Source organism: Pseudomonas sp. 273, from assembly GCF_029201425.1.
GTDB classification, from domain to species: Bacteria; Pseudomonadota; Gammaproteobacteria; order Pseudomonadales; family Pseudomonadaceae; genus Pseudomonas; species Pseudomonas delhiensis.
This window is the reverse complement of sequence record NZ_CP116775.1, coordinates 486963-511327: the sequence shown is the minus strand read 5'-3', so window position 1 is coordinate 511327 and position 24365 is coordinate 486963. Positions and strand designations below refer to the sequence as shown.

The 24365-nt window shown below is 68.9% G+C and carries 23 protein-coding genes; 15 read left to right on the top strand and 8 right to left on the bottom strand.

Annotated elements, in window-relative coordinates; all coding sequences use genetic code 11:
• Positions 1 to 233 precede the first annotated feature (233 nt).
• The 5 genes from PKO50_RS02410 to PKO50_RS02390 form a co-directional block, all read right to left on the bottom strand.
• Positions 234 to 1124: an EamA family transporter gene (locus PKO50_RS02410; RefSeq protein ID WP_275628704.1), complete on the bottom strand. Its 891-nt coding sequence runs from the start codon at positions 1122 to 1124 to the stop codon at positions 234 to 236.
• 92 nt (positions 1125 to 1216) lie between these two features.
• Entirely contained in the window at positions 1217 to 1714 is a 498-nt protein-coding gene (locus PKO50_RS02405) for a nucleotidyltransferase family protein (RefSeq protein ID WP_109934668.1), read from the bottom strand.
• Between the two features lie 50 nt (positions 1715 to 1764).
• Positions 1765 to 2658, bottom strand: coding sequence for a PA4780 family RIO1-like protein kinase (locus tag PKO50_RS02400; protein WP_089389654.1), 894 nt, complete (start codon positions 2656 to 2658; stop codon positions 1765 to 1767).
• Between the two features lie 92 nt (positions 2659 to 2750).
• The gene (locus PKO50_RS02395; RefSeq protein ID WP_275628703.1) at positions 2751 to 3932 is read right to left on the bottom strand and encodes a two-component system response regulator; all 1182 of its coding nucleotides are present in this window, start codon (positions 3930 to 3932) and stop codon (positions 2751 to 2753) included.
• Positions 3933 to 3950: 18 nt separating this feature from the next.
• Positions 3951 to 6311 (bottom strand): transporter substrate-binding domain-containing protein, encoded by a 2361-nt coding sequence (locus PKO50_RS02390; RefSeq protein WP_275628702.1) that lies wholly within the window; start codon positions 6309 to 6311, stop codon positions 3951 to 3953.
• Positions 6312 to 6433: 122 nt separating this feature from the next.
• Between PKO50_RS02390 and ada the strand changes: the two genes are divergently transcribed.
• From ada to PKO50_RS02350, 8 genes are all read left to right on the top strand, one after another.
• Positions 6434 to 7492, top strand: coding sequence for a bifunctional DNA-binding transcriptional regulator/O6-methylguanine-DNA methyltransferase Ada (gene ada, locus PKO50_RS02385; RefSeq protein WP_275628701.1), 1059 nt, complete (start codon positions 6434 to 6436; stop codon positions 7490 to 7492).
• An 80-nt stretch (positions 7493 to 7572) separates the two neighbouring features.
• The gene (locus PKO50_RS02380) at positions 7573 to 8214 is read left to right on the top strand and encodes a phosphatase PAP2 family protein (RefSeq protein ID WP_275628700.1); all 642 of its coding nucleotides are present in this window, start codon (positions 7573 to 7575) and stop codon (positions 8212 to 8214) included.
• A 540-nt stretch (positions 8215 to 8754) separates the two neighbouring features.
• Positions 8755 to 9663, top strand: a complete 909-nt coding sequence (locus PKO50_RS02375; RefSeq protein ID WP_275628699.1) for a glutamate/aspartate ABC transporter substrate-binding protein — start codon at positions 8755 to 8757, stop codon at positions 9661 to 9663.
• Between the two features lie 189 nt (positions 9664 to 9852).
• Complete coding sequence (locus PKO50_RS02370) at positions 9853 to 10599, top strand: amino acid ABC transporter permease (RefSeq protein WP_109934194.1); 747 nt, start codon at positions 9853 to 9855, stop codon at positions 10597 to 10599.
• Entirely contained in the window at positions 10596 to 11264 is a 669-nt protein-coding gene (locus tag PKO50_RS02365) for an ABC transporter permease subunit (RefSeq protein WP_275628698.1), read from the top strand. The genes PKO50_RS02370 and PKO50_RS02365 overlap by 4 nt, the downstream gene beginning before the upstream one ends.
• Positions 11261 to 11995, top strand: a complete 735-nt coding sequence (locus PKO50_RS02360; RefSeq protein ID WP_089389662.1) for an amino acid ABC transporter ATP-binding protein — start codon at positions 11261 to 11263, stop codon at positions 11993 to 11995. The genes PKO50_RS02365 and PKO50_RS02360 overlap by 4 nt, the downstream gene beginning before the upstream one ends.
• A gap of 202 nt (positions 11996 to 12197) precedes the next feature.
• On the top strand, positions 12198 to 14084 hold the full coding sequence (locus PKO50_RS02355) for a sensor histidine kinase (protein ID WP_275628697.1): 1887 nt from the start codon (positions 12198 to 12200) through the stop codon (positions 14082 to 14084).
• Positions 14081 to 15409 (top strand): sigma-54 dependent transcriptional regulator, encoded by a 1329-nt coding sequence (locus tag PKO50_RS02350; protein WP_109934197.1) that lies wholly within the window; start codon positions 14081 to 14083, stop codon positions 15407 to 15409. The genes PKO50_RS02355 and PKO50_RS02350 overlap by 4 nt, the downstream gene beginning before the upstream one ends.
• Positions 15410 to 15860: 451 nt before the next feature.
• Here PKO50_RS02350 and PKO50_RS02345 read toward each other — a convergent pair whose 3' ends face one another.
• Positions 15861 to 16262 (bottom strand): type II toxin-antitoxin system MqsA family antitoxin, encoded by a 402-nt coding sequence (locus PKO50_RS02345; RefSeq protein ID WP_089389665.1) that lies wholly within the window; start codon positions 16260 to 16262, stop codon positions 15861 to 15863.
• A gap of 2 nt (positions 16263 to 16264) precedes the next feature.
• Complete coding sequence (locus tag PKO50_RS02340) at positions 16265 to 16561, bottom strand: type II toxin-antitoxin system MqsR family toxin (RefSeq protein ID WP_275628696.1); 297 nt, start codon at positions 16559 to 16561, stop codon at positions 16265 to 16267.
• A 126-nt stretch (positions 16562 to 16687) separates the two neighbouring features.
• On the opposite strand from PKO50_RS02340, the gene PKO50_RS02335 reads away from it, so the two are divergent.
• The 3 genes from PKO50_RS02335 to PKO50_RS02325 all read left to right on the top strand — a co-directional run bounded on the left by PKO50_RS02335 (position 16688) and on the right by PKO50_RS02325 (position 17887).
• Positions 16688 to 17140 (top strand): hypothetical protein, encoded by a 453-nt coding sequence (locus PKO50_RS02335; RefSeq protein ID WP_275628695.1) that lies wholly within the window; start codon positions 16688 to 16690, stop codon positions 17138 to 17140.
• 111 nt (positions 17141 to 17251) lie between these two features.
• Entirely contained in the window at positions 17252 to 17482 is a 231-nt protein-coding gene (locus PKO50_RS02330) for a hypothetical protein (protein WP_009615992.1), read from the top strand.
• A gap of 165 nt (positions 17483 to 17647) precedes the next feature.
• The gene (locus PKO50_RS02325; RefSeq protein ID WP_009615991.1) at positions 17648 to 17887 is read left to right on the top strand and encodes a hypothetical protein; all 240 of its coding nucleotides are present in this window, start codon (positions 17648 to 17650) and stop codon (positions 17885 to 17887) included.
• A 7-nt stretch (positions 17888 to 17894) separates the two neighbouring features.
• Here the strand turns inward: PKO50_RS02325 and PKO50_RS02320 are convergent, their stop codons facing one another.
• Positions 17895 to 18506, bottom strand: a complete 612-nt coding sequence (locus PKO50_RS02320) for a class I SAM-dependent methyltransferase (RefSeq protein WP_275628694.1) — start codon at positions 18504 to 18506, stop codon at positions 17895 to 17897.
• A 196-nt stretch (positions 18507 to 18702) separates the two neighbouring features.
• Here PKO50_RS02320 and PKO50_RS02315 point away from each other — a divergent pair, with 196 nt between their 5' ends.
• The 4 genes from PKO50_RS02315 (at position 18703) to acnD (ending at position 24270) form a co-directional block, all read left to right on the top strand.
• Entirely contained in the window at positions 18703 to 19425 is a 723-nt protein-coding gene (locus tag PKO50_RS02315; protein WP_089389670.1) for a GntR family transcriptional regulator, read from the top strand.
• Positions 19422 to 20309: a methylisocitrate lyase gene (gene prpB / locus PKO50_RS02310; protein WP_109933205.1), complete on the top strand. Its 888-nt coding sequence runs from the start codon at positions 19422 to 19424 to the stop codon at positions 20307 to 20309. The genes PKO50_RS02315 and prpB overlap by 4 nt, the downstream gene beginning before the upstream one ends.
• 172 nt (positions 20310 to 20481) lie before the next feature.
• Positions 20482 to 21642 (top strand): 2-methylcitrate synthase, encoded by a 1161-nt coding sequence (gene prpC / locus PKO50_RS02305; RefSeq protein ID WP_109933206.1) that lies wholly within the window; start codon positions 20482 to 20484, stop codon positions 21640 to 21642.
• Positions 21643 to 21660: 18 nt separating this feature from the next.
• The gene (gene acnD / locus PKO50_RS02300) at positions 21661 to 24270 is read left to right on the top strand and encodes a Fe/S-dependent 2-methylisocitrate dehydratase AcnD (protein ID WP_275628693.1); all 2610 of its coding nucleotides are present in this window, start codon (positions 21661 to 21663) and stop codon (positions 24268 to 24270) included.
• Positions 24271 to 24365: the final 95 nt, after the last annotated feature.

Genomic DNA, 24365 nt, shown 5'->3' with positions numbered 1-24365 from the left:
CCCTCTCCCTGAAGGGAGAGGGGCTAGTCCGTGCCGAGAAGGGAAATGCATCACGTCGGCAACCACTACGGCTGCCGGCCAGCGAAAGGACCGGAATCGAGAGAGTCGCTGTCACTGGGCTGGACTCCACCGTAGGGCGCATAAAGCGGAACGCTTTATCCGCCGCCATCGGCGGATAACGCCGTTGGCGTTATGCGCCCTACGACTGGGCCGCAGCGGCCGCCTGAGCGGAATCAGCCACGAACCTGCGCCACCGCGCCACGCCGCCACACCGAAGCCGGCAGCACCGTCACCGCCAGGCCGACGAAGACCAGCGCGCAGGCCAGCCAGTCCTGGGCGGTGAGTCGTTCGCCCAGCAGCAGCCAGCCGGACAGCAGGCCGGAGACCGGCACCGCCAGGGCGAAGGGGGTGACCTGGCTGGCCGGGTAGCGGCGCAGCAGGAAGCTCCACAGGCCGAAGCCCACGGTGGTGGCGAGGAAGGCTATGTAGAGCAGCGCGCCCATGCCTTCCCAACTGATGCTGGTCAGCGCCGCCGAGATGGCCTGCGGGCCTTCGAAGACCCACGACAGGGCCAGCAGCGGCAACGGCGGGATCAGGCTCACCCAGCTGATCAGGCGCAGCATGTCGCTGGCCCCGGAGCGCTTGGTGGCGATGTTGGAGAAGGCCCAGGCCAGGGCCGCGGCCATCACCAGGGCGAAGGCCAGCAGGCTGTCGCCCAGGGGGCGTTCCAGGCCGATCAGCAGCAACCCGGCGGCGGCCACGGCGAGGCCCGCCAGGGCGCGGCGGCTGGGGCGTTCGCCGAGGAAGGCGGCGGCGATCAGCACGGTGAAGAACACCTGGCTCTGCAACACCAGGGACGACAGCCCGGCAGGCATGCCCAGGTGCATGCCGACGAACAGCAGGCCGAACTTGACCACCCCGAGCAGCACGCCGATCTGCACGATGCGCCAGAACGGCGCCGGCAGCGGCCCGCGCAGGAACACCAGCGGCAGCGCCGCCAGGGCGAAGCGCAGGGCGCAGAACAGCAGCGGCGGGAAGTCGTGCAGGCCGACCTTGATGATGACGAAGTTGACGCCCCAGATCAGCGTGACCAGCAGGGCGAGGAGGATGTGCGGCAAGGGCATGGCGGTGGTTCCGGGTGGGATCGTGCCACGCTAGCAGGGCCGCTGCGGGGTGTATGTACACAGTTGCCGCGGAAAAAACGCATACAGCGTCGCTACAACCGCTCTACCTCCAGCTTCGGCCAGCGCCTCGGCCAGTTCTTGCGGCGCAGGCGATCGCGGTAGGCCTCGGGCTTGCCGCGGAAGTGTTCGGTGGGGCGGACGCGCAGGCCGAACAGGTCGTCCAGGCCCAGCGGCGCCAGCAGTTCCAGGCCCTCGTCGGCCAGGCGCACCGCCACCGCGGTGCAGACTTCCGGCCAGTGGCGCATGGCGTCGGCGACGTCGGCATAGGGTGCGTCGCCGTTGCGCAGGTGCATGCGCGCCTGGTTGCGCACCGACCAGGGCGCCTGCGGGCAGGCCCGGGCCAGGCGCCGCTCGAAAGCCTCGTCGGCCTCGGCCTGCAGGCTACCCCCGTCGAAATACAGCACGTCCACGTCCGCCAGGGTGCCGGGCGCCAGGCCGTGCAGGTGGTCCCAGACGGCGTTGCGCACGAAGCCGGCGCCGATCCAGGCGCCGGGCGGGCCGTATTCGCGCAGGGCGCGCAGCAGGCCCATGCGCTGCGGACAGGCGGCGAGCAGCGCGATCAGGCGCGCCGCCTGCGGAGTCACTGCAACCACGGCGGCGGTGGCGGTTCCTCGGCGCGCGGCGGGCCATCCTGCTCGGCGCGGGCCGCCTCGCGGCGCTCCTGTTCGCGCAGGGCAGCGGCGATCTCGCGCATCACCGCGTCGACGTCGGCTTCTTCCTCCGGCTCGTCGAAGTGGCCGGTCAGCGGGGTGTCCGGCTGCAGCTTGCCGTCTTCGAACAGCGCCCACATCTCCTTGGCGTAGCGGGTGTCCTTGAGCTCCGGGGCGAACTGGCCGAAGTAGGCGGCCATGTTGCCGACGTCGCGCTCGAGCATGCGGAAGGCGTGGTTGTTGGCCGCCGCGTCCACCGCCTGGGGCAGGTCGATGATCACCGGGCCGTCGGGGCCGAGCAGCACGTTGAACTCCGAGAGGTCGCCGTGCACCAGCCCGGCGCAGAGCATCATGACGATCTGGCGGATGAGGAAGTCGTGGTATTCGCGCGCCTGCTCCGGCTCCAGCACCACGTCGTTCAGGCGCGGCGCGGCGTCACCGTCTTCGTCGGCGACCATCTCCATCAGCAGCACGCCGTCGAGGAAGTCGTAGGGCTTGGGCACCCGTACGCCGGCGCCGGCGAGGCGGAACAGCGCCGCCACTTCGGCGTTCTGCCAGGCCTCCTCCTGCTCGCGCCGGCCGTAGCGCGAGCCCTTGGCCATGGCCCGGGCCTGGCGGCTGTTGCGCACCTTGCGGCCCTCCTGGTATTCGGCGGCCTGGCGGAAGCTGCGCTTGTTGGCCTCCTTGTAGACCTTGGCGCAGCGCAGCTGCTCGCCGCAGCGCACCACGTAGACCGCCGCTTCCTTGCCGCTCATCAGCGGGCGCAGCACTTCGTCGACCAGGCCGTCCTCGATCAGCGGCTCTATGCGTTTGGGTGTCTTCATCAGGCTCCGTCGTCGTTCATATCCGGCCCAAGCGGCCGCAGCCGCCCCTTATACGACATGCGCCGGGTGGCGCCCAGCACCGACCGCCGGAATCATGGTGGCGTCGTGGTCATTTCGATGCTTTCCCCCAGGGCGTCGGCCATGCGCTCGATCTCGCTGCCCAGGGCCTGGTCGTCGTCGGCGTAGCGGATGGCGATGGCGGCGAAGCCGTCGGCAACCTCGGCGAAGGCCTCCACCACCTGCGGGTCGAAGTGGCTGCCGCTGGCGGCGAGGATCTGCTGGCGGGCCTCATCCGGCGACAAGGTCGCGTGGTAGGGATGGCGGCTGGTCAGCTCGTCGTAGCAGTCGATCAGCGCCAGCAGGCGCGCCGACAGCGGGATCTGCTCGCCGCGCAGGCCCCGCGGGTAGCCAGTGCCGTCCCAGCGCTCGTGGTGGCCGTAGGCGATCTCCTTGGCGTAGCGCAGGAATTCCGCCGGGGTGCCCAGGCGGCGCTCGGCGGCGGCCAGGGCGTCGTGGCCGATGCGCGTGTGGCTCTGCATCAGCAGCAGGTCCTCGGGGCTGAGCTGGCCGGGGTTGAGCAGCACGCGGTCGGGCACCGCCACCTTGCCGATGTCGTGCAGCTGCGCCGAGCGCGCCAGCAGCTCGATCTGCTCCAGGTCCAGGCCGCCGGCCTCGCCCTCGCGGCGGGCCAGGGCGTCGGCGAGCAGGCGCATGTACTGCTCGATGCGCAGCAGGTGGCGGCTGTGGGGGTTGTCGCGCAGGTCGCAGAGGGTGGCCATGGCCTCCAGGGTGGCGTCCTGGGCCGCCTGCAGCTCGCGGCTGCGGCGGCGCACTTCCAGCTCCAGGTATTCGCTCTTGTCGCGCAGGAAGTCGGCGTTGGCCTTGAGCTTGAGGTGCGCGCGGATGCGCGCCAGGGTCACCGGCGGGCTGATCGGCTTGGTGATGTAGTCCACCGCGCCCAGGTCCAGGCCGCGCTGCTCGTCGGCGGTGCTGACCATGCCGGTGAGGAAGATCACCGGGATCTCGGCGGTCAGCGGGTCGGCCTTGAGCTGGCGGCAGACCTCGTAGCCGTCCATCTCCGGCATCATGATGTCGAGCAGCACCAGGTCCGGCCGCGGCTCGCTGGCGGCCAGGCGCAGGGCCTTGGCGCCACTGCCGGCGACGCGCACCTGGTACTGGCCCATGAGCAGCTCGCTCATGAGCATCAGGTTGTCGGGTTGGTCGTCGACCACCAGGATCACTTCCTGGTCCGGCCGGTCCAGCATGCTGTCCATGGCCTCACTCCTCTACGGTCAGATGCGGATGTCGCGCTCGCGCGACAACACCAGCAGTTTTTCCAGGGCCCGCTCGAACTCGAAGCGACGGATGCTCGCCGCGACGTCGTCGTACCCGTCATTGAAGATACTGCGCAGCAGGCCCGCGCGCTCGCCGACCAGCCGTCCGGCACGAGGGTCGTCGGCGGCCAGCAGGTGGGCCAGGCGGCGCACCACCTGCTCGGCCTGCTGGCGCTGTTCCGTCGGCAATTCCTCCCGGGCCTGCGCGGGCGCCGGTTCCGGCGCCTGCAGCAGCGGCGCCGGGGGCGAGCGCAGGATGCGCGACAGGTCGATGGGCCGCGCGTCCTCCACCCGGCCCATGGGCAGGCGGCACCAGAACAGGCTGCCCTGGTCCGGCGCGCTGTCCACCCCGACCTCGCCGCCCATGGCCTCGGCCAGGCGCTTGCAGATCGCCAGGCCCAGGCCGGAGCCGCCGTAGCGGCGGGTGATGGAGTTGTCGGCCTGGCGGAAGGACTCGAACAGCCGTTCCTGCTGCGCCTGGCTGATGCCGATGCCGCTGTCGCGCAGGCCGAAGTACAGCCAGTATTCGTCGCCGGCCTGCATGTCCAGGCGCACCTCCAGCTGCAACCCGCCGCGCTCGGTGAACTTGAGCGCGTTGTTGCCGTAGTTCATCAGGATCTGCCGCAGGCGCAGCGAGTCGCCCAGCAGGTGCGAGGGCAGCCGCGGGTCGATGTGGCACTCCAGGCTCAGGCCCTTGCCCGCGGCGCGGATCGCCAGCAGGTCGACCAGCTCGCCGAGCAGGCGCTCCAGGTCGAAGTCCAGGTGCTCGAACTCCAGGCGGCCGGCCTCCACCTTGGACAGGTCGAGGATGTCGCTGATCAGCTCCAGCAGGTACTGGCCCGAGCCCTGGATCTTGCCCAGGTAGTCGCGCTGCTGCGGGTCCAGGGCGGTCTGCTCCAGCAGATGCGCAAGGCCGATGATGATGTTCAGCGGCGTGCGGATCTCGTGGCTGACGTTGGCCAGGAACTCGCTCTTCAGCCGCGCCGCCTGCTCGGCCAGGTCGCGGGCCTGGGCCAGGGCCTCCTCGGTGGCCTTGCGCGCGGTGATGTCGCGGCTCACCCCGACCAGCCCGAGCAACCCGCCGTGGTCGTCGTGGAAGGCGCTGCGCAGGGTGTCGAACAGCACCCGCCGGCCGTCCGGGTAGACCACCCAGCCCTCGCTGGCGAACGGCTGGCTGGCCGACAGCGCCTGGCGGTCGCGCTCGCCGCGGCCGGCGCTGGCGGCATCGCTGAACAGCTGGGCGTCGCTGCGCCCGATGACGTCCTCGGCCGGCAGCCCCAGGCATTCGGCGAAGGCGTGGTTGGCGCCCAGGTAGCGGCCCTCGGTGTCCTTGAACCAGATGGGGTCGGGAATGGCGTTGATCAGCGCCAGCAGGGTGCGCCGCTGGCGGTGCTCCTCGGCCTCGGCGCGGGCGCGCTCGGCCACCTGGATCTGCAGGCGGCGGTTCCAGATCAGCACGAAGGTGAGCAGGGCGAAGAAGCCCGCCACGTAGGGCCAGAGCGCCTGCAGCAGCTGCATCCAGTCGAAGGCGTCGAGCTGCGGCAGCCAGCGCTGGCGGATGCGCTCCTGCTCGTCGGCGTCGATGCTGGCCAGGGCGCGGTCGAGCAGCGGTACCAGGGGCGCCAGCTCGCGGCGCACGGCGAAGCGCACCTGGCTGTTGTCCAGGCCGCTGTCGCCACGCACCTCGAGGTTGCTCAGGTTGAGCTGGCCGAGCAGGTAGTTGGTCGAGATGAGGTTGCCCACGTAGGCGTCCGCGTTCCCGGAGGCCACGGCCTTGAGCGCCTCGGCGGTGTCGTCGACGATGACGAAGGACACCCCCGGCACCGCCGTGCGCAGCAGGTCGTGCACGGCGAAGTCGCGCTCCACGGCGACGCGCTTGCCGGACAGGTCGTCGAGCATCCGCACGCTGCTGTCGCGGCGGGCGAAGATCAGGCTGCTGGTGCTCAGGTAGGGCCGGCTGAAGGCGAGGAACTGCTCGCGCTCGGGCGAGCGCGCCACGGTCGGCAACAGGTCGACCTGGCCATTGCGCGCCGCCTCGATCACCTGCGCCCAGTCGTCGAAGGTCTGCGTCTGCAGGCTCAGGCCCAGGCGCTGCGCGACCTGGTTCAGGTAGTCGGCGCTGATGCCCTGGAACCCGCCCTGGGCGTCGACCATCTCGAACGGCGGCCAGCCGTCCCGGGAAATGCCCACCCGCAGCGTCGGATGGGCCTCCAGCCAGCTGCGTTCGCGGGGGCTGAGCGTCAGTTCCGCGCCCCACAGCGGCGGGCACAGCAGGACGCAGAGCAGCAGGCAGTGGTGAAGGAGTCGGCGGCAGGGCATGGCGGGCTCTCGACGGACCTCCTGCAAGCGTAGCCGGCAGTTTGAAAAGCGATTACGGATTGCCCGCCCGCCGGGTGGCGCCGACAATTTACCCATGTCCCTGGTCCTCCACGGAGAGCACCATGCCCTCACTTCCCGATGATGAACGCTGCTGGCAGGCGGTCTGCGAGCGTGACGCCGGCTTCGACCAGCGTTTCGTGTTTTCCGTTCGCTCCACCGGCGTCTATTGCCGGCCGAGCTGCCCGGCGCGGCGGCCGAGCCGCGCCAACGTGCGCTTCCACGCCGACGCGGCGGCCGCCGAAGCCGCGGGCTTCCGCCCCTGCCGGCGCTGCACGCCCGACGGCGAGAGCCCGGCGCAGCGCCTGGACGCCCTGGTCGCCGCCGCCTGCCAGCTGCTGGAGCAGGCCGAGCGCCCGCTGACCATGGAAGAGCTGGCGGCCCGCATCGGCCTCTCGGCCTCGCACCTGGCCCGCGCCTTCAAGGCCCGCACCGGCCTGACGCCCCGGGCCTGGGCCGAGGCCCGCCGCCAGCAGCGCCTGGCCGCCGCCCTGCCGCAGGCGCGTTCGGTGCTCGACGCCGCCCTGGAGGCGGGCTACTCCGGCACCCGCGCGCTCTACGAGGCACCCACCGCGCTGAGCCCGGCGCAGCGCCGGCAGAAGGGCGCCGGCACCCGGCTGCGCTACGCCATCGCCCCCTGCCCGCTCGGCCAGGTGCTGCTGGCCGCCAGCCCGCGGGGCGTCTGCGCCCTGCTGTTCGGCGACGAAGCGGGGCAACTGGAGGCGGAACTGCGCCAACGCTTCGCCGCCGCCGAGCTGCAGCGCGACGACGCCGGCCTGGGCGACTGGCTGGGCCAAGTGCTGCGCCAGCTGGAGCAGCCCGAACGCACCGCCGGCCTGCCCCTGGACCTGCACGGCAGCGCCTTCCAGCTGCGCGTCTGGCACGCCCTGGCGCAGATTCCCAGCGGCCAGACGCGGCGCTACGGCGAACTGGCCGAACAGTTGCACAGCCACCCCCGGGCCATCGCCCGCGCCTGCGCCAGCAACCCGGTGGGGCTGCTGGTGCCGTGCCACCGGGTGGTGGCGGCCGACGGCGGCAGCGGCGGCTACCGCTGGGGCCTGGAACGCAAGCACGAGCTGCTGCGCCGCGAGGGCCGGGCGGCGCGCCAGGACGAGCCCGCCTGAGCCGCCTCCGATCGGCCGGGCCCATGGCAGAGCCTTCGCTGTGCTATGGTTCGGCCCCTCGAAGGACCGCCTGCAAGCCCATGAACCTCTGGAACCTCATCACCCGCTTCGGCGACAGCTCCCTGCTGTTGCCCTGCGCGCTGTTCATCTATGCCTGGCTGCTGCTGCGCCGGGAAAGCCGCAACGCCCACTGCTGGCTGTTGCTGTTCGGCCTGGCCGCCGGCGCCACCCTGGTCTCCAAACTGGCCTTCATGGGGTGGGGCATCGGCATTCCCGCGTGGAACTTCACCGGGCTGTCCGGCCACAGCATGCTGGCCGCCAGCGTCCTGCCAGTGCTCTGCAGCCTGCTGGTACCCACCCGCCCCATCTGGCGCCTGGCCGCCGCGGCCGGAGGCGCCGTGCTGGCGGTGCTGGTGGGGGTGTCGCGGTTGCAGATCAACGTGCATTCGCCGGCGGAAGTCTACGGCGGGCTGGCCGTCGGCCTGGCCGCCAGCGGCGCCTTCCTCTGCCTGACGCAGCGCCGCCTGCCGTCGTTGTCGCCGCTGCTGCTGGCCATGGTCCTGCTGCTGGCCTCGCTGCAGGGCGTGACCGGCGTGCGCGCGCCCACCCACCAGATGCTGGAACGCATCGCCGCCTACATGGCCGACCGCGACAAGCCGTTCCGGCGCGGCGAGTGGGGTAGCTTCCATCGCCTGGACGCCCAGCAGGCACCGGCGGCCTAGGCCCGTAGGGCGCATAACGCCTACGGCGTTATCCGCCATTGCCCTCGGCAACGGTGCCCCGGCCGGCGGCGGATAACCGCGAACGGTTATGCGCCCTACGAGCCGGGGAAGCACGGATTCATCTGCGATTTCGCAACGGGGCTCGGCCTATCGCGGACGGAGTCCGCTCCTACCCCGCCACCGCTGTCCCACCTGTAGGAGCGCGCCCTGCGCGCGATTCGCGGGCAGGGCCCGCTCCTACGACCGTGCTTCCCTGGGACTGTAGGAGCGGGCCCAGTCGCGTTCGGAAAACCGAACGTACAAATGGCATCTATCCGGAAGACCGAACGCCGACGTCCTCGACGGCGCGCCATCGCCAGATATAAATCCTTAAAAATCATAAAGTTACATTAATAGCAAGGGACTGGCACGGTCCCTGCTCTCTAGCTTCCCGTGAGCATGCGGCAGCGCCGCGCTTGCCCGTCGGGCGCCAGGAGGGCCAGCCGCCGGGTACGCCTGCCGCAGGATCGACAACAACCAGAACAAGTCGAGGAAGCATCAATGCGTATCGCACCCCGTGTGCTGGGCGTGGCCATCGTCGCCGCCCTGTTCGCCACTCCGGCCCTTTCCGAGGAACTCACCGGCACCCTGAAGAAGATCAAGGACTCCGGCACCATCGTCCTCGGCCACCGTGACGCCTCCATTCCCTTCTCCTACCTGGCCGACGACCCGCGCCAGCCGGTGGGCTATTCCCACGACCTGCAGCTGAAAGTGGTCGAGGCGGTCAAGCAGCAGCTGGGCATGCCCGACCTCAAGGTGCGCTACAACCTGGTCACCTCGCAGACGCGCATCCCGCTGGTGCAGAACGGCACCGTGGACATCGAGTGCGGCTCCACCACCAACAACCTGGAGCGCCAGAAGCAGGTCGACTTCTCCCTCGGCATCTTCGAGGTGGGCACCCGCCTGCTGACCAAGAAGACCAGCGGCATCAGCGACTTCGCCGACCTCAAGGGCAAGAACGTGGTGACCACCGCCGGCACCACCTCCGAGCGCCTGCTCAAGTCGATGAACGCCGAGAAGAAGATGGGCATGAACATCATCTCGGCCAAGGACCACGGCGAGTCCTTCCTGATGCTCGAATCCGGCCGCGCCGTGGCCTTCATGATGGACGACGCGCTGCTCTACGGCGAAATGGCCAAGGCCAAGAAGCCCGACGACTGGACGGTGGTCGGCACCCCGCAGTCCTACGAGATCTACGGCTGCATGGTGCGCAAGGGCGACGTGGGCTTCAAGCAGGTGGTCGACAAGGCCATCGCCGACACCTTCGCCTCCGGGCAGATCAACGACATCTACGCCAAGTGGTTCACCCAGCCGGTGCCGCCCAAGGGCCTGAACCTCGAATTCCCGATGAGCGACACGCTCAAGAAGCTGATCGCCAGTCCCACCGACAAGTCTGCCGAGCAGATGTAACGGTGGCGCCAGCCCGCGCTCACGAGGCGCGGGCCGGCGGGGAGCGGGAGCGCCGGCGGCGCTCCCGGCCTCCTCTTCCTTCTTCCTGATCCACCAGCGGAACACGCCCGTCACCCACGGGCGCGGGCGCCCGCGCGCCGCGTTCCGGCCGTTTCGACGCCCTCACGGGGGCCTTCGAGGGAAACCTGCATGAACTACAACTGGGACTGGAGCGTGTTCTTCAAGTCCACCGGGATCGGCGACGAGATCTACCTGGACTGGTACCTCACCGGCCTGGGCTGGACCATCGCCGTCGCCCTCACCGCCTGGCTGGTCGCCCTGGCGCTGGGCTCGGTGCTGGGTGTGCTGCGCACCGCGCCGAACCGCTGGCTGTCGGCCATCGGCACCGGCTACGTCGAGCTGTTCCGCAACGTGCCGCTGCTGGTGCAGCTGTTCCTCTGGTACTTCCTGGTCCCGGACCTGCTGCCGCAGCCGCTGCAGGACTGGTTCAAGCTCGGCCTGGCGCCGGAAACCTCGGCCTTCATCAGCGTGGTGGTGTGCCTGGGCCTGTTCACCGCGGCGCGGGTGTGCGAGCAGGTGCGCACCGGCATCCAGGCCCTGCCCCGCGGGCAGATAGCCGCCGGCCGCGCCATGGGCTTCAGCCTGCCCCAGGTGTACCGCTACGTGCTGCTGCCGCAGGCCTTCCGCATCATCATCCCGCCGCTGACCTCGGAGTTCCTCAACATCTTCAAGAACTCCTCGGTGGCCTCGCTGATCGGCCTCATGGAGCTGCTGGCGCAGACCAAGCAGACCGCCGAATTCAGCGCCAACCTGTTCGAGGCCTTCACCCTGGCCACGCTGATCTACTTCACCCTGAACATGAGCCTGATGCTGTTCATGCGCCTGGTGGAACGCAAGGTCGCGCTGCCCGGCCTGATCTCCGTGGGGGGCAAGTGATGGATTTCAGCTCGATCGTCCCGGCGCTGCCGGGCCTGTGGGACGGCATGGCCATGACCCTGCAGCTGACCGCCCTGGGCGTGGTCGGCGGCGTGGTGCTGGGGACCCTGCTGGCGCTGATGCGCATGTCCCACAACCGCCTGCTGAGCAACCTGGCGGGCTTCTACGTCAACTACTTCCGCTCCATCCCGCTGCTGCTGGTGATCACCTGGTTCTACCTGGCGGTGCCCTACATCCTGCGCTGGATCACCGGCAGCGACACCCCGGTGGGAGCCTTCACCAGCTGCCTGGTGGCCTTCGTGATGTTCGAGGCGGCGTACTTCTGCGAGATCGTCCGCGCCGGCATCCAGGCCATTCCCAAAGGCCAGATGGGCGCGGCCCAGGCCCTGGGCATGACCTACGGCCAGTGCATGCGGCTGATCATCCTGCCCCAGGCGTTCCGCAAGATGACCCCGCTGCTGCTGCAGCAGAGCATCATCCTGTTCCAGGACACCTCGCTGGTCTACACCGTCGGCCTGATGGACTTCCTCAACGCGGCGCGCTCGCGCGGCGACATCATCGGCCAGCCCCACGAATTCCTGATCTTCGCCGGTCTCGTCTACTTCATCGTCAGCTTCACCGCATCCTTCGCGGTCAAGCGCCTGCAGAAAGGGTTAGCCCTATGATCACCATCCAGAACGTCAACAAGTGGTACGGCGACTTCCAGGTCCTCACCGACTGCAGCACCTCGGTGAGCAAGGGCGAGGTGGTGGTGGTCTGCGGCCCGTCCGGCTCGGGCAAGTCGACGCTGATCAAGTGCGTCAACGCCCTGGAGCCGTTCCAGAAGGGCGACATCGTGGTCGACGGCACCTCCATCGCCGACCCGAAGACCAACCTGCCCAGGCTGCGCTCGCGGGTGGGCATGGTGTTCCAGCACTTCGAGCTGTTCCCGCACCTGACCATCACCGAGAACCTGACCATCGCCCAGGTCAAGGTGCTCGGCCGCGGCAAGGACGAGGCCACCGAAAAGGGCCTGGCGCTGCTCGACCGCGTCGGGCTGAAGGCCCATGCCCACAAGCACCCCGGCCAGCTCTCCGGCGGCCAGCAGCAGCGCGTGGCCATCGCCCGCGCCCTGGCCATGGACCCGATCGTGATGCTGTTCGACGAACCCACCTCGGCGCTGGACCCGGAGATGGTCAACGAGGTGCTCGACGTGATGGTCCAGCTGGCCCAGGAAGGCATGACCATGATGTGCGTGACCCACGAGATGGGCTTCGCCCGCAAGGTGGCCGACCGGGTGATCTTCATGGACCGCGGGCAGATCGTCGAGGACTGCGCCAAGGAGGAATTCTTCGGCGACCTCGAGGCCCGCTCCGAGCGCGCCCGGCAGTTCCTCGCCAAGATCCTCACCCACTGAAGCCCCGCCCACGCCCCTGCGCAGGATGGGTGGAGCGCAGCGATACCCATCACCGGCTGAAACCCCGGTTTCTCGTAGAAGCGAGCTTGCTCGCGAACAATCCCCGGTTCGCGAGCAAGAACTAGGCGTCCCCCTCGCTCCCACGAAGAGCCTCTCCATCGGCCCGGCGCCGGGCTGGCCCGCTTCCGACGACTGTGATGCAATGCCCGCCCAGCCATTGACCCTGCCACCGCCGACCGTGAAGCCCAGCCTCGTGCGCAACCTGCTGCTGCCGATCCCGCTGATCCTGCTGATGCTCGGCTTCGGCTATGGCGGCTACCTGGTCAGCGCCGGCGCCGGCACCCGCGCCCTGGTCGCCAGCGGCGAACGCCAGCTGGAGCTGCACGCCCGCGGGGTGGAAAGCGAGATCAGCCGCTACACCTACCTGCCCAGCCTGCTGGAGCTGGAGAGCGGCGTCACCCGCCTGCTGCTGGAGCCCACGCCCTATCGCCGCGACCAGGTCAACACCTACCTGGAAGGCCTCAACCGCCGCGCCGGCAGCCGCGCCATCTACCTGCTGGACACCTCCGGCCGGGTGCTGGCCACCAGCAACTGGCAGGACGCCGACAGCTACCTGGGCGAGGACCTGTCCTTCCGCGCCTACTTCCAGGACGCCGTGCAGGGCCGCCCGGGGCGCTTCTACGGCATCGGCAGCACCGTCGGCGAGCCCGGCTACTACCTGGCCCACGGCCTGGTGCACGGCGGGCGCATCGTCGGCGTGGCAGTGGTCAAGGTGAAGATGGAGGCCCTGGAGGAGCGCTGGGAGAAGGCCCAGCTGCAGGCCTTCGTCAGCGACGAGAACGGCATCGTCATCCTCTCCAGCAACCCGCAGCTGCGCCTGAAGGCGGTGCGCCCGCTCAGCGCCGCGGACAAGGAGCGCCTGGCGCGCAGCCTGCAGTACTACTGGTGGGCGCTCAACGAATGGCAGCCCAGCTCGCGCCGCGACCTGGGCGAGGGCGTGGAGGAAATCGGCTTCCGCGACCACGACGCCAACGGCGTGGCCCATGCCGAGCACCTGTACCTCAAGCAGACCCGCCGCCTGGGCGACACGCCCTGGGACTTCACCCTGCTCAGCCCGCTGCAGGACGTGCGCCGCGAGGCCATGATCCACGGCGCCCTGGCCGCGGTGGGCTTCGCCCTGCTGGCGTTCCTGCTGATCGCCTGGAACGAGCGGCGCAAGGTCCTGGCCACCCGCCTGGCCGCCCGCGAAGCGTTGCAGCAGGCCAACAACGAACTGGAACGGCGCATCGCCGAGCGCACCGCCGACCTGCGTGCCAGCAACCAGCATCTGCGTGAGCAGATCCGCGAGCGCCGCCAGGCCGAGGACACCCTGCGCAAGGCCCAGGACCGCCTGGTCCAGGCCGGCAAGCTGGCGGTCATCGGGCAGATGTCCACCAGCATCGCCCACGAGCTGAACCAGCCGCTGGCGGCGCTGCGCACCCTCTCCGGCAACACCGTGCGCTTCCTCCAGCGCGGCGCCCTGGACACCGCCAGCAGCAACCTGGAGGCCATCAACGAGATGGTCGACCGCATGGGCCGCATCACCGCCAGCCTGCGCGCCTTCGCCCGGCGCGCCGACGACCACGGCCAGGCGCGCCTGGGCAAGGCGGTGGACGCCGCGCTGCGGGTGCTGCAGGTGCGCCTGAAGGACTGCCCGCTGGTGCTGCACCGCGAATTCGACGACGCCTGCCTGGGCATCGACCAGACGCGCCTGGAGCAGATACTGGTCAACCTCGTCGCCAACGCCCTGGACGCCATGAGCGGCCAGGCCGACCGCCAGCTCTGGCTCAGCGGCCGCAGCGAGGGCGCGCAGTACCACCTGACGGTGCGCGACAACGGCCCGGGCATCCCGCCGGCAGCCCGCGAGCACCTGTTCGAACCCTTCTTCACCACCAAGCCCGGCGAGCACGGCCTGGGCCTGGGCCTGACGCTCTCGGCCAGCCTCGCCACCGCCGCCGGCGGCAGCCTGGGCGTGGCCCACCCGGAGGCCGGCGGCACCGCCTTCGAACTCAGCCTGCCCCTGCTGCCCACTCAGGAACCCACGCCATGAGCGACGAAAAACTCCGCGTACTGGTGGTCGAGGACGACCCCCACGTGCTGCTCGGCTGCCAGCAGGCCCTGGCCCTGGAAGACATCGACAGCGACGGCGTGGCCAGCGCCGAGGAAGCGCTGCGGCGCGTAGGCGCCGACTTCCCCGGCATCGTCGTCAGCGACATCCGCCTGCCCGGCATGGACGGCCTGCAACTGCTGGCCCGCCTGCGCGAGAAGGATGCCCAGCTGCCGGTGGTGCTGATCACCGGCCACGGCGACATCGCCATGGCCGTGCAGGCCATGCGCGATGGCGCCTACGACTTCATGGAAAAACCCTTCGCCCCCGAGCGCCTGGTGGACGTGGCGCGGCGCGCCCTGGAACGCCGCCGGCTCAGCCGCGAGATCGGCCAGCTGCGCCGCCAGCTGGCCGGGCGCCAGGCCCTGGAAGCCAGGCTGATCGGCCGCTCGCCGGCGATGCAGGCGCTGCGCGAGCTGATCGCCAACGTCGCCGACACCTCGGCCAACGTGCTCATCGAGGGCGAGACCGGCACCGGCAAGGAGCTGGTCGCCCGCTGCCTGCACGACTACAGCCGGCGCCAGGCCAAGGCCTTCGTCGCGCTGAACTGCGGCGGCCTGCCGGAAAGCCTGATCGACAGCGAGATCTTCGGCCATGAGGCCCACGCCTTCACCGGCGCCGGCAAGCGGCGCATCGGCAAGATCGAGCACGCCGACGGCGGCAGCCTGTTCCTCGACGAGATCGAGAGCATGCCGCTGAACCTGCAGATCAAGCTGCTGCGCGTGCTGCAGGAACACCAGCTGGAGCGCCTGGGCTCCAACCAGCTGATCCCGGTGGATTGCCGGGTGATAGCCGCGACCAAGTCGGACCTGGCCGCCATGGGCCGCGAAGGCAGCTTCCGCAGCGACCTCTACTACCGCCTCAACGTCATCACCCTGCAACTGCCGCCGCTGCGCGAGAGGCGCGAGGACATCCTGATGCTCTTCGAGCACTTCCTGCAGCAGTCCTCGCTGCGCTTCGACCGCCCGGCGCCGGCCATCGACAACGCCACCGCCGCCAGCCTCATGGCCCACGACTGGCCGGGCAACGTGCGCGAACTGCGCAACGTCGCCGAACGCTTCGCCCTCGGCCTGCCGGTGCTGACCGCCAGCGGCCTCGGCCCGGACGCCAGCGAACCGCGCTTCGCCGAAGCCGTGGAAGCCTTCGAACGCAGCCTGCTGCAGGCCGCCCTGGAACGCCACGCCGGCAACCTGAGCCAGGCCGCCGCGGCCCTGGGCATGGCCAAGACCACGCTGTTCGACAAGGTGAAGAAGTACGGGTTGGCGTAGGGCGGAAACCAGCGAATCGCGGACGGAGTCCGCTCCTACGGTTTCAGGGAAGCACGGGCGTAGGAGCAACTGTCTTGCAGGCTGCGCCGCCTCTTTCCAACCCGTAGGGCGCATAACGCCTACGGCGTTATCCGCCGCGGCCGTCGGGCACCGGCGTTCCGGCCGGCGGCGGATAACCGCGAACGGTTATTCGCCCTACGGTCGAGCACGGACGTAGGAGCAACTGTCTTGTGGCCCGCGCCGAGATGCTCTTTGTAGGAGCGAGCTTGCTCGCGAACCGCATGGCACCGTCTTTGTTCGCGAGCAAGCTCGCTCCTACGAGAAGCCATGCTCGCCTGCAACGTAGGAGCGGACTCTGTCCGCGATTGCCCGCCCCATCGCACCGAACCGCCCATCGGCACAACCCATCCTACGGGGTGTCATATTTGCCGGAAGGTGTAGGAGAGGCCCCTTACCCCGAGCGCACCTCTTCCAGCAATTCGGGATGGCGGTCGAGCACCTTGAGCAGCTTGACCAGCGCCAACGGCGGGCGCGTCTTGCCATTCTCGTAGCGGGAGAACGCGTTCACGCCGCCACCGAAGATCTCCGCGGCCTCGCGCTGGTCCAGTGCCAGCTTCTTGCGTACCGCGGCGATGAATCCCGGATCGACCATCGAAGCGTTCACCCGCTTGTTGAACGCCAGCATCTGGGCACTCACCCGCGCCGACTCGTCGGCGTCCAGCACCGCCTCGCCACAGGCCGGGCAGAACTCACCGCGCACAGCCGTTATCAGGGTGCTCTCCCCCTTGTAGGCATAGGGAAGGTCGCGGGTCTCGTGGAGCAACTCGGCTCCACCGCAGAGGGGACATTTCATGCTCATAGCTCCTTGAAGGACACGACAAGCACATCGTCTATGACGGTCAACTTCAGATAGATCCGACCCACGGCGGTCGAAGGTCGGTAGACGTCCTGCCAGACACGATGATCGGCGTGAGTCGTCATGCTCTTGTGGAAATCACGGGGCGCCAGGGCCTCGATGACCGCCAGCATGTCGGCGAAGTCCAACCCCAGCACCGCGCCGCCGGAGAGCGCGGAATAGGTCGCGCGAACCCTGCCCTGGGCAAGCAGCGACTTGACTCGGTCGAGACGGCAATGAGGCGTCGATTTCTCCATCGAGCAAGGCTAGACAAACCCTGACCATTTAGCAACTTGGTTAATTCCAGCCTGCCGCATTGCACTCCCACGCAAGCTCCGGGACACTAGCCGCCTTCCCCATCGCCGCCCCGCCGGAGCCACCCCATGTCCGCCAAATCCGAAGCCTTCTGGAACCAGCTCTGCGCCGACGCCGGCGTCGATCCGCAGCGGCGCCTGGCCGCGCGCCAGGCCGTGCTGGCCGACGCGAAGGCGGTGGATGCCTGCTTCTACCGCCCCGACGACAACGACCCGGACGCCGAGGAACTGGACCTGGGCGACGCCAGGGTGCTCATTCTCGGCCCCTTCGAGGCGCCCGCCGACTGGGACGCCGCCGAGCGCGAGGCGTTCTTCGAGGATGCCGACCCGGCGGCCTTCTTCAGCGCCCTGGTGGAGTGCGAGGCCGAGCCCGGCAGCAAGGCCTTCTTCGTTCCGGAGATCGGTGATTTCGTCGCCGTGATGCCGAGCCCGGACAAGGTACAGATGTACTTCCTGCACGACTGGCACGAAGAGGAAGATGGCTGCCATTGCGTGCTGGTGCGTGATGACGAAGGTCTCTGAGCCGACACGCAACCCAGGCTTTTTCCTACAGAAGCTGCGGTGAATCTCCACTAGGCCGGGCGCCGGGCCGAACCTACAGTTGCGGGCTCATTGCACCCAGCGGCGCCCGCCATGCCCCACGATCACGACAGCCTGCCGGTGGAACTCGAAACCCACCTGCCCAACCACGCCCCGCGCATCCTGCGCGGGCGCATCAGCCTGAACGACTACCACGACCTGCTGCTGGGCGACACGCCCGCCTTGGTCCGCCTGACAGACCTGCATGGCCAGAGCGACCTGTTCATCCGCGGGGTGAACATCCGCTGGGTGGTCCGCACCGACGACAGCGACGCAGCCGCCTAGGCGCCGCGCCGAAACGTGCCCGGGCGCGGGCCTGGCTGAACCGAAGCTGAATATCGCCACGATTCACAAGCGCCCGGGGAACCGGGCGCCGTGGCGTCAGTCACAGAGGAATCTTCGGCAACTTCCTACGCAGCCTTCGGCAGCAGCGCCGTGCGAGAGCCCACCATGCAACCGGATCAAGACACCCTCTGGGTCGAACTGGAAACCCTGGACAACGCCCAGCGCCCGCACCGCCTGCGCGGGCGCATGCAACTGCGCGACTACTTCGACCTGCTGGCCGGCTGCGCCCCCAGCCTGGTGCGCCTGGACGACTGCCGCGCCGACCGCCGCGGGCCGGTGGCCGACCTGTTCATCCGCAGCGTGCACATCCTGCGGGTGATGGCCCTGGGCCCGGTGCCAGCCTGAGGCCGCCTCAGTCGGCCATCCCCTTGTAGACATAGGTCATCGGCCGCGGCCCCGGCAGGTACTCGCGGCTCAGCTCGCGCACCTGGAAGCCGCCGGCCGCGATCAGCGCCGGGATGTCGCGGTCCAGGTGGCAGCCGCCGGCCAGGGGCTTCCAGATCGGCGTCAGGCGGTGCTGCCAGGCGCGCACGCCGGCGTCCGGCGCCAGGCCGTGCTCGCAGAAGAGGAACTCGCCGCCCGGCTTGAGCACCCGGCGCATCTCCCGCAGCGCCGCCAGCACGTCCGGGATGCTGCAGAGGGTGAAGGTGCAGACGACGGAGTCGAAGCTGCCGGCATCGGCGCGAATCTGCCCCAGTTCCAGCGCCACCATCTCCACCGGGATGCCGATGCCCGCCGCGCGCTTGCGCGCCAGGCCCTGCATCTGCGCCGCCGGGTCGACGCCGACGATTGTCGACACTTTCCCCGCATCGTAGAAACCCAGGTTCAGCCCGGTGCCGATACCGATCTCCAGCACCCGGCCGCGGGCCCGCGGCACCAGCAGCGAGCGCTGCTTCATCACCTGGCCCATGCCGCAGGCGCAGTCGATCAGCCATGGCAGCAGGTAGCGGTCGTAGACGCCCATCGTCTTCCCCCCTTGCGGTTTCGCCCAGCCTAGCGCAGTGCAGGCCGCGCCGCGCGGGGCTTTTCGGCCATCCGCAGGATTCCCTGGACGCTTTGCGCATAACCCGGCCGCCTATTAGACGATTGTCGACAATCCACTTGACCGGACAAATATTCGAGGTTAATTTCCGCCGCACCTGATGTGGATTGTCGACACCATGAACGAATCCCTGCTCCTGCCCAGCGACGTCGAAGGCGACGGCGAGACCCTCTCGGAACACGTGTTCCGCAAGATCCAGTCGGCCATCGTCAAGGGCGATATCGCCCCGGGCAGCAAGATCTCCGAGCCGGAGCTGGCGCGCACCTACGGCATCAGCCGCGGCCCGCTGCGCGAGGCGATCCACCGCCTGGAAGGGCAGAAGCTGCTGGTGCGCGTGCCCCACGTCGGCGCGCGGGTGGTGTCGCTGAGCCATGCCGAGCTGATCGAGCTGTACGAGATCCGCGAATCCCTGGAAGGCATGGCCTGCCGCCTGGCCGCCGAACGCATGAGCCAGGCCGAGATCGACGAACTGCGCCGGGTGCTCGACACCCACGAGCGCGACGAGGCCTTCCAGGCCGGGCGCGGCTACTACCAGCAGGAAGGCGACTACGACTTCCACTACCGGATCATCCAGGGCAGCGGCAACCGCACCCTCACCCGCATGCTCTGCGGCGAGCTGTACCAGCTGGTACGCATGTACCGGCTGCAGTTCTCCGCCACGCCGAACCGGCCGCGCCAGGCCTTCGCCGAGCACCACCGCATTCTCGATGCCATCGCCGACCGTGACGGCGAACTGGCCGAACTGCTGATGCGCCGTCACATCGGCGCTTCCAAGCGCAACATCGAGCGTCACTACCTGGACGCCCAAGCCAAGACAGCCAACGAACGAGGTGAGTCATGAGTCTGCTTTCCCCCGGCCAGCGTTTCCGTACCGCCCTTGCCGAAGAGAAACCGCTGCAGGTGATCGGTGCGATCAACGCCAACCACGCCCTGCTCGCCAAGCGCGCCGGCTTCAAGGCCATCTACCTCTCCGGCGGCGGCGTCGCCGCCGGCTCCCTGGGCCTGCCGGACCTGGGCATCAACACCCTGGACGACGTGCTCACCGACGTGCGCCGCATCACCGACGTCTGCGACCTGCCGCTGCTGGTGGACATCGACACCGGCTTCGGCCCCAGCGCCTTCAACATCGAGCGCACGGTCAAGAGCCTGATAAAGGCCGGCGCCGCCGCCGCGCACATCGAGGACCAGGTCGGCGCCAAGCGCTGCGGCCACCGTCCGGGCAAGGAAATCGTCTCCACCGAGGAGATGGCCGACCGCGTGAAGGCCGCCGCCGACGCCAGGACCGATCCGAACTTCTTCCTCATCGCCCGTACCGACGCCATCCAGGCCGAGGGTGTGGACGCCGCCATCGAGCGCTGCCTGCGCTACGTGGAAGCCGGTGCCGACGGCATCTTCGCCGAGGCCGCCTACGACCTGCCGACCTACCAGCGCTTCGTCGAGGCCCTGGGCGTGCCGGTGCTGGCCAACATCACCGAGTTCGGCGCCACCCCGCTGTTCACCCGCGACGAGCTGGCCTCGGTCGGCGTGGCCATCCAGCTCTACCCGCTGTCGGCCTTCCGTGCCGCCAACAAGGCCGCCGAGGCGGTGTACACCGCGATCCGCCAGCAGGGCCATCAGAAAGACGTCATCGACCTGATGCAGACTCGTGCGGAGCTGTACGACCGCATCGGCTACCACGCCTTCGAGCAGAAGCTCGACGCGCTGTTCGCTGCCGGCAAGAAGTAACCCGGGCGACAACGGCGGATAACGCTGCGCGTTATTCGCCCTACGCCCAAACCTGAAAGACCGTAGGGCGCATAACGCCACAGGCATTATCCGCCGACCAGACTCGAACCGAGCGCCCGGCCCACACTGGCGCAACAAGAACAAGCAACCGGATTTGATGAGGAGAGACGCGATGAGCGCTACCGCCGAAACCACCACCGGCTTCAAGCCGAAGAAATCCGTGGCCCTGAGCGGCACCGCCGCCGGCAACACCGCCCTGTGCACCGTCGGCCGCACCGGCAACGACCTGCACTACCGTGGCTATGACGTGCTCGATTTCGCCAACCGCTGCGAATTCGAGGAAATCGCCCACCTGCTGGTCCACGGCAAGCTGCCCAACGCCGCCGAACTGGCCGGCTACAAGGCCAAGCTGAAGGCCCTGCGCGGCCTGCCGGCGGGCGTCAAGGCCGCCCTGGAAACCCTGCCGCCGTCGGCCCACCCGATGGACGTGATGCGCACCGCCGTGTCCGTGCTCGGCTGCCTGTCGCCCGAGAAGGACGACCACAACCACCCCGGCGCCCGCGACATCGCCGACAAGCTGATGGCCTCCCTCGGCTCCGCCCTGCTGTACTGGTACCACTACAGCCACAACGGCAAGCGCATCGACGTGGAGACCGACGACGACTCCATCGGCGGCCACTTCCTGCACCTGCTGCACGGCGAGAAGCCGCGCGAGTCCTGGGTGCGCGCCATGCACACCTCGCTGAACCTGTACGCCGAGCACGAGTTCAACGCCTCCACCTTCACCTCGCGCGTCATCGCCGGCACCGGCTCCGACATGTACTCCTGCATCGCCGGCGCCATCGGCGCCCTGCGCGGCCCGAAACACGGCGGCGCCAACGAGGTGGCCTTCGAGATCCAGAAGCGCTACGACAACCCGGACGAGGCGGAAGCCGACATCCGCGCCCGCGTCGAGAAGAAGGAAGTGGTGATCGGCTTCGGCCACCCGGTCTACACCGTGTCCGACCCGCGCAACAAGGTGATCAAGGAAGTCGCCCGCGAGCTGTCCGCCGAGCAGGGCAACAGCAAGATGTACGACATCGCCGAGCGCCTGGAAAGCGTGATGTGGGAAATCAAGAAGATGTTCCCCAACCTCGACTGGTTCAGCGCCGTCAGCTACCACATGATGGGCGTGCCCACCGCCATGTTCACCCCGCTGTTCGTGATCGCCCGTACCGCCGGCTGGTCCGCCCACGTCATCGAGCAGCGCATCGACGGCAAGATCATCCGCCCGAGCGCCAACTACACCGGTCCCGAGGACCTGAAGTTCGTTCCGCTCAAGGACCGCCCCTGAACAATGGTGAATAGCCTGATGAACAGCAAATACCGTAAAAGCCTGCCCGGCACACAACTGGACTACTTCGACGCCCGTGCGGCCGTCGAAGAGATCCAGGCTGGTGCCTGGGACAAACTCCCGTACACCTCGCGCGTGCTGGCCGAGCAACTGGTGCGCCGCTGCGAGCCGGAACTGCTGACTGCCGCGCTGGAACAACTGATCTACCGCAAGCGCGACCTCGACTTCCCCTGGTACCCGGCGCGCGTGGTCTGCCACGACATCCTCGGGCAGACCGCGCTGGTCGACCTGGCCGGCCTGCGCGACGCCATCGCCGACCAGGGCGGCGACCCGTCCAAGGTCAACCCGGTGGTGCCGACGCAACTGATCGTCGACCACTCCCTGGCCGTGGAAGCCCCGGGCTTCGACCCCGAGGCCTTCGAGAAGAACCGCGCCATCGAGGACCGTCGCAACGAGGACCGCTTCCACTTCATCGAGTGGACCAAGACCGCGTTCAAGAACGTCGACGTGATCCCCGCCGGCAACGGCATCATGCACCAGATCAACCTGGAGAAGATGAGCCCGGTGATCCAGGCGCGCGGCGGCGTGGCCTTCCCCGACACCTGCGTCGGCACCGACTCGCACACCCCGCACGTGGACGCCCTGGGCGTGATCGCCATCGGCGTCGGCGGCCTGGAAGCGGAAACCGTGATGCTCGGCCACCCGTCGATGATGCGCCTGCCCGACATCGTCGGCGTCGAGCTGACCGGCAAGCGCCAGCCGGGCATCACCGCCACCGACATCGTGCTCGCACTGACCGAGTTCCTGCGCAAGGAACGCGTGGTCGGTGCCTACGTCGAGTTCTTCGGCGAAGGGGCCGACAGCCTGTCGGTCGGCGACCGCGCGACCATCTCCAACATGTGCCCGGAATACGGCGCCACCGCCTCGATGTTCTACATCGACCAGCAGACCATCGACTACCTCAAGCTCACCGGCCGCGAGCCCGAGCAGGTAGCGCTGGTGGAGAACTACGCGAAAACCCTCGGCCTGTGGGGCGACGCCCTGAAGAGCGCCGAGTACGAGCGCGTGCTGAGCTTCGACCTGGGCAGCGTGGTGCGCAACATGGCCGGCCCGTCCAACCCGCACCGCCGCCTGCCGACCTCGGCGCTGGCCGAGCGCGGCATCGCCGACGAGGCCAAGCTGGAATCCGGCCGCGACGAAGAGGCCCACGGCCTGATGCCCGACGGCGCGGTGATCATCGCCGCCATCACCAGTTGCACCAATACCTCCAACCCGCGCAACGTGGTGGCCGCCGGCCTGCTGGCGAAGAAGGCCAACGCGCTGGGCCTGGTGCGCAAGCCCTGGGTGAAGACTTCCTTTGCCCCAGGCTCGAAAGTCGCCAGGCTGTACCTGGAAGAGGCCGGCCTGCTGACCGAGCTGGAGAAACTCGGCTTCGGCATCGTCGCCTACGCCTGCACCACCTGCAACGGCATGTCCGGGGCGCTGGAGCCGAAGATCCAGCAGGAAATCATCGACCGCGACCTGTATGCCACCGCCGTGCTCTCGGGCAACCGCAACTTCGACGGGCGCATCCACCCCTACGCCAAGCAGGCTTTCCTCGCCTCGCCGCCGCTGGTGGTGGCCTACGCCATCGCCGGCACCGTGCGCTTCGACATCGAGCAGGACCCGCTGGGCACCGACGCCAACGGCAACCCCATCACCCTGAAGGACCTGTGGCCGTCCGACGAAGAGATCGATGCCATCGTCGCCAGCAGCGTGAAGCCGGAACAGTTCCGCCAGGTGTACATCCCGATGTTCGACCTGGGCAGCGTGAAGGAAGCCGACAGCCCGCTGTACGACTGGCGCCCGATGTCCACCTACATCCGCCGCCCGCCGTACTGGGAAGGCGCGCTGGCCGGCGAGCGCACGCTCAAGGGCATGCTGCCGCTGGCGATCCTGCCGGACAACATCACCACCGATCACCTGTCGCCGTCCAACGCCATCCTGATGAACTCGGCCGCTGGTGAGTACCTGCACAAGATGGGCCTGCCGGAGGAGGACTTCAACTCCTACGCCACCCACCGCGGCGACCACCTGACCGCGCAGCGCGCCACCTTCGCCAACCCGCAGCTGGTCAACGAGATGGCGGTCGTGGATGGCGCGGTGAAGAAGGGTTCGCTGGCCCGCGTGGAGCCGGAAGGCAAGGTGATGCGCATGTGGGAAGCCATCGAAACCTACATGAACCGCAAGCAGAACCTGATCATCGTCGCCGGCGCCGACTACGGCCAGGGCTCGTCCCGCGACTGGGCGGCCAAGGGCGTGCGCCTGGCCGGGGTGGAAGTGATCGTGGCCGAGGGCTTCGAGCGCATCCACCGCACCAACCTGGTGGGCATGGGCGTGCTGCCGGTGGAGTTCAAGCCGGGCACCACGCGCCTGACCCTGGGCCTGGACGGCACCGAGACCTATGACATCGAGGGCGAACTGTCGCCGCGCTGCGACCTGACCCTGGTGGTCAACCGGCGCAACGGTGAAGTGGTCCGGGTACCGGTGACCTGCCGCCTCGACACCGCCGCCGACGTCAGCGTGTACAAGGCCGGCGGCGTGCTGCAGCGCTTCGCCAAGGACTTCCTCGAGTCGTCCGCGGCGTGATGTAACAAGAGCCCCTCTCCCTGACCCTCTCCCCGAAGGGAGAGGGGACCGTTCGGCGCAGGATGAAACCAATGCGTCAGCCGGCACGGACGGCT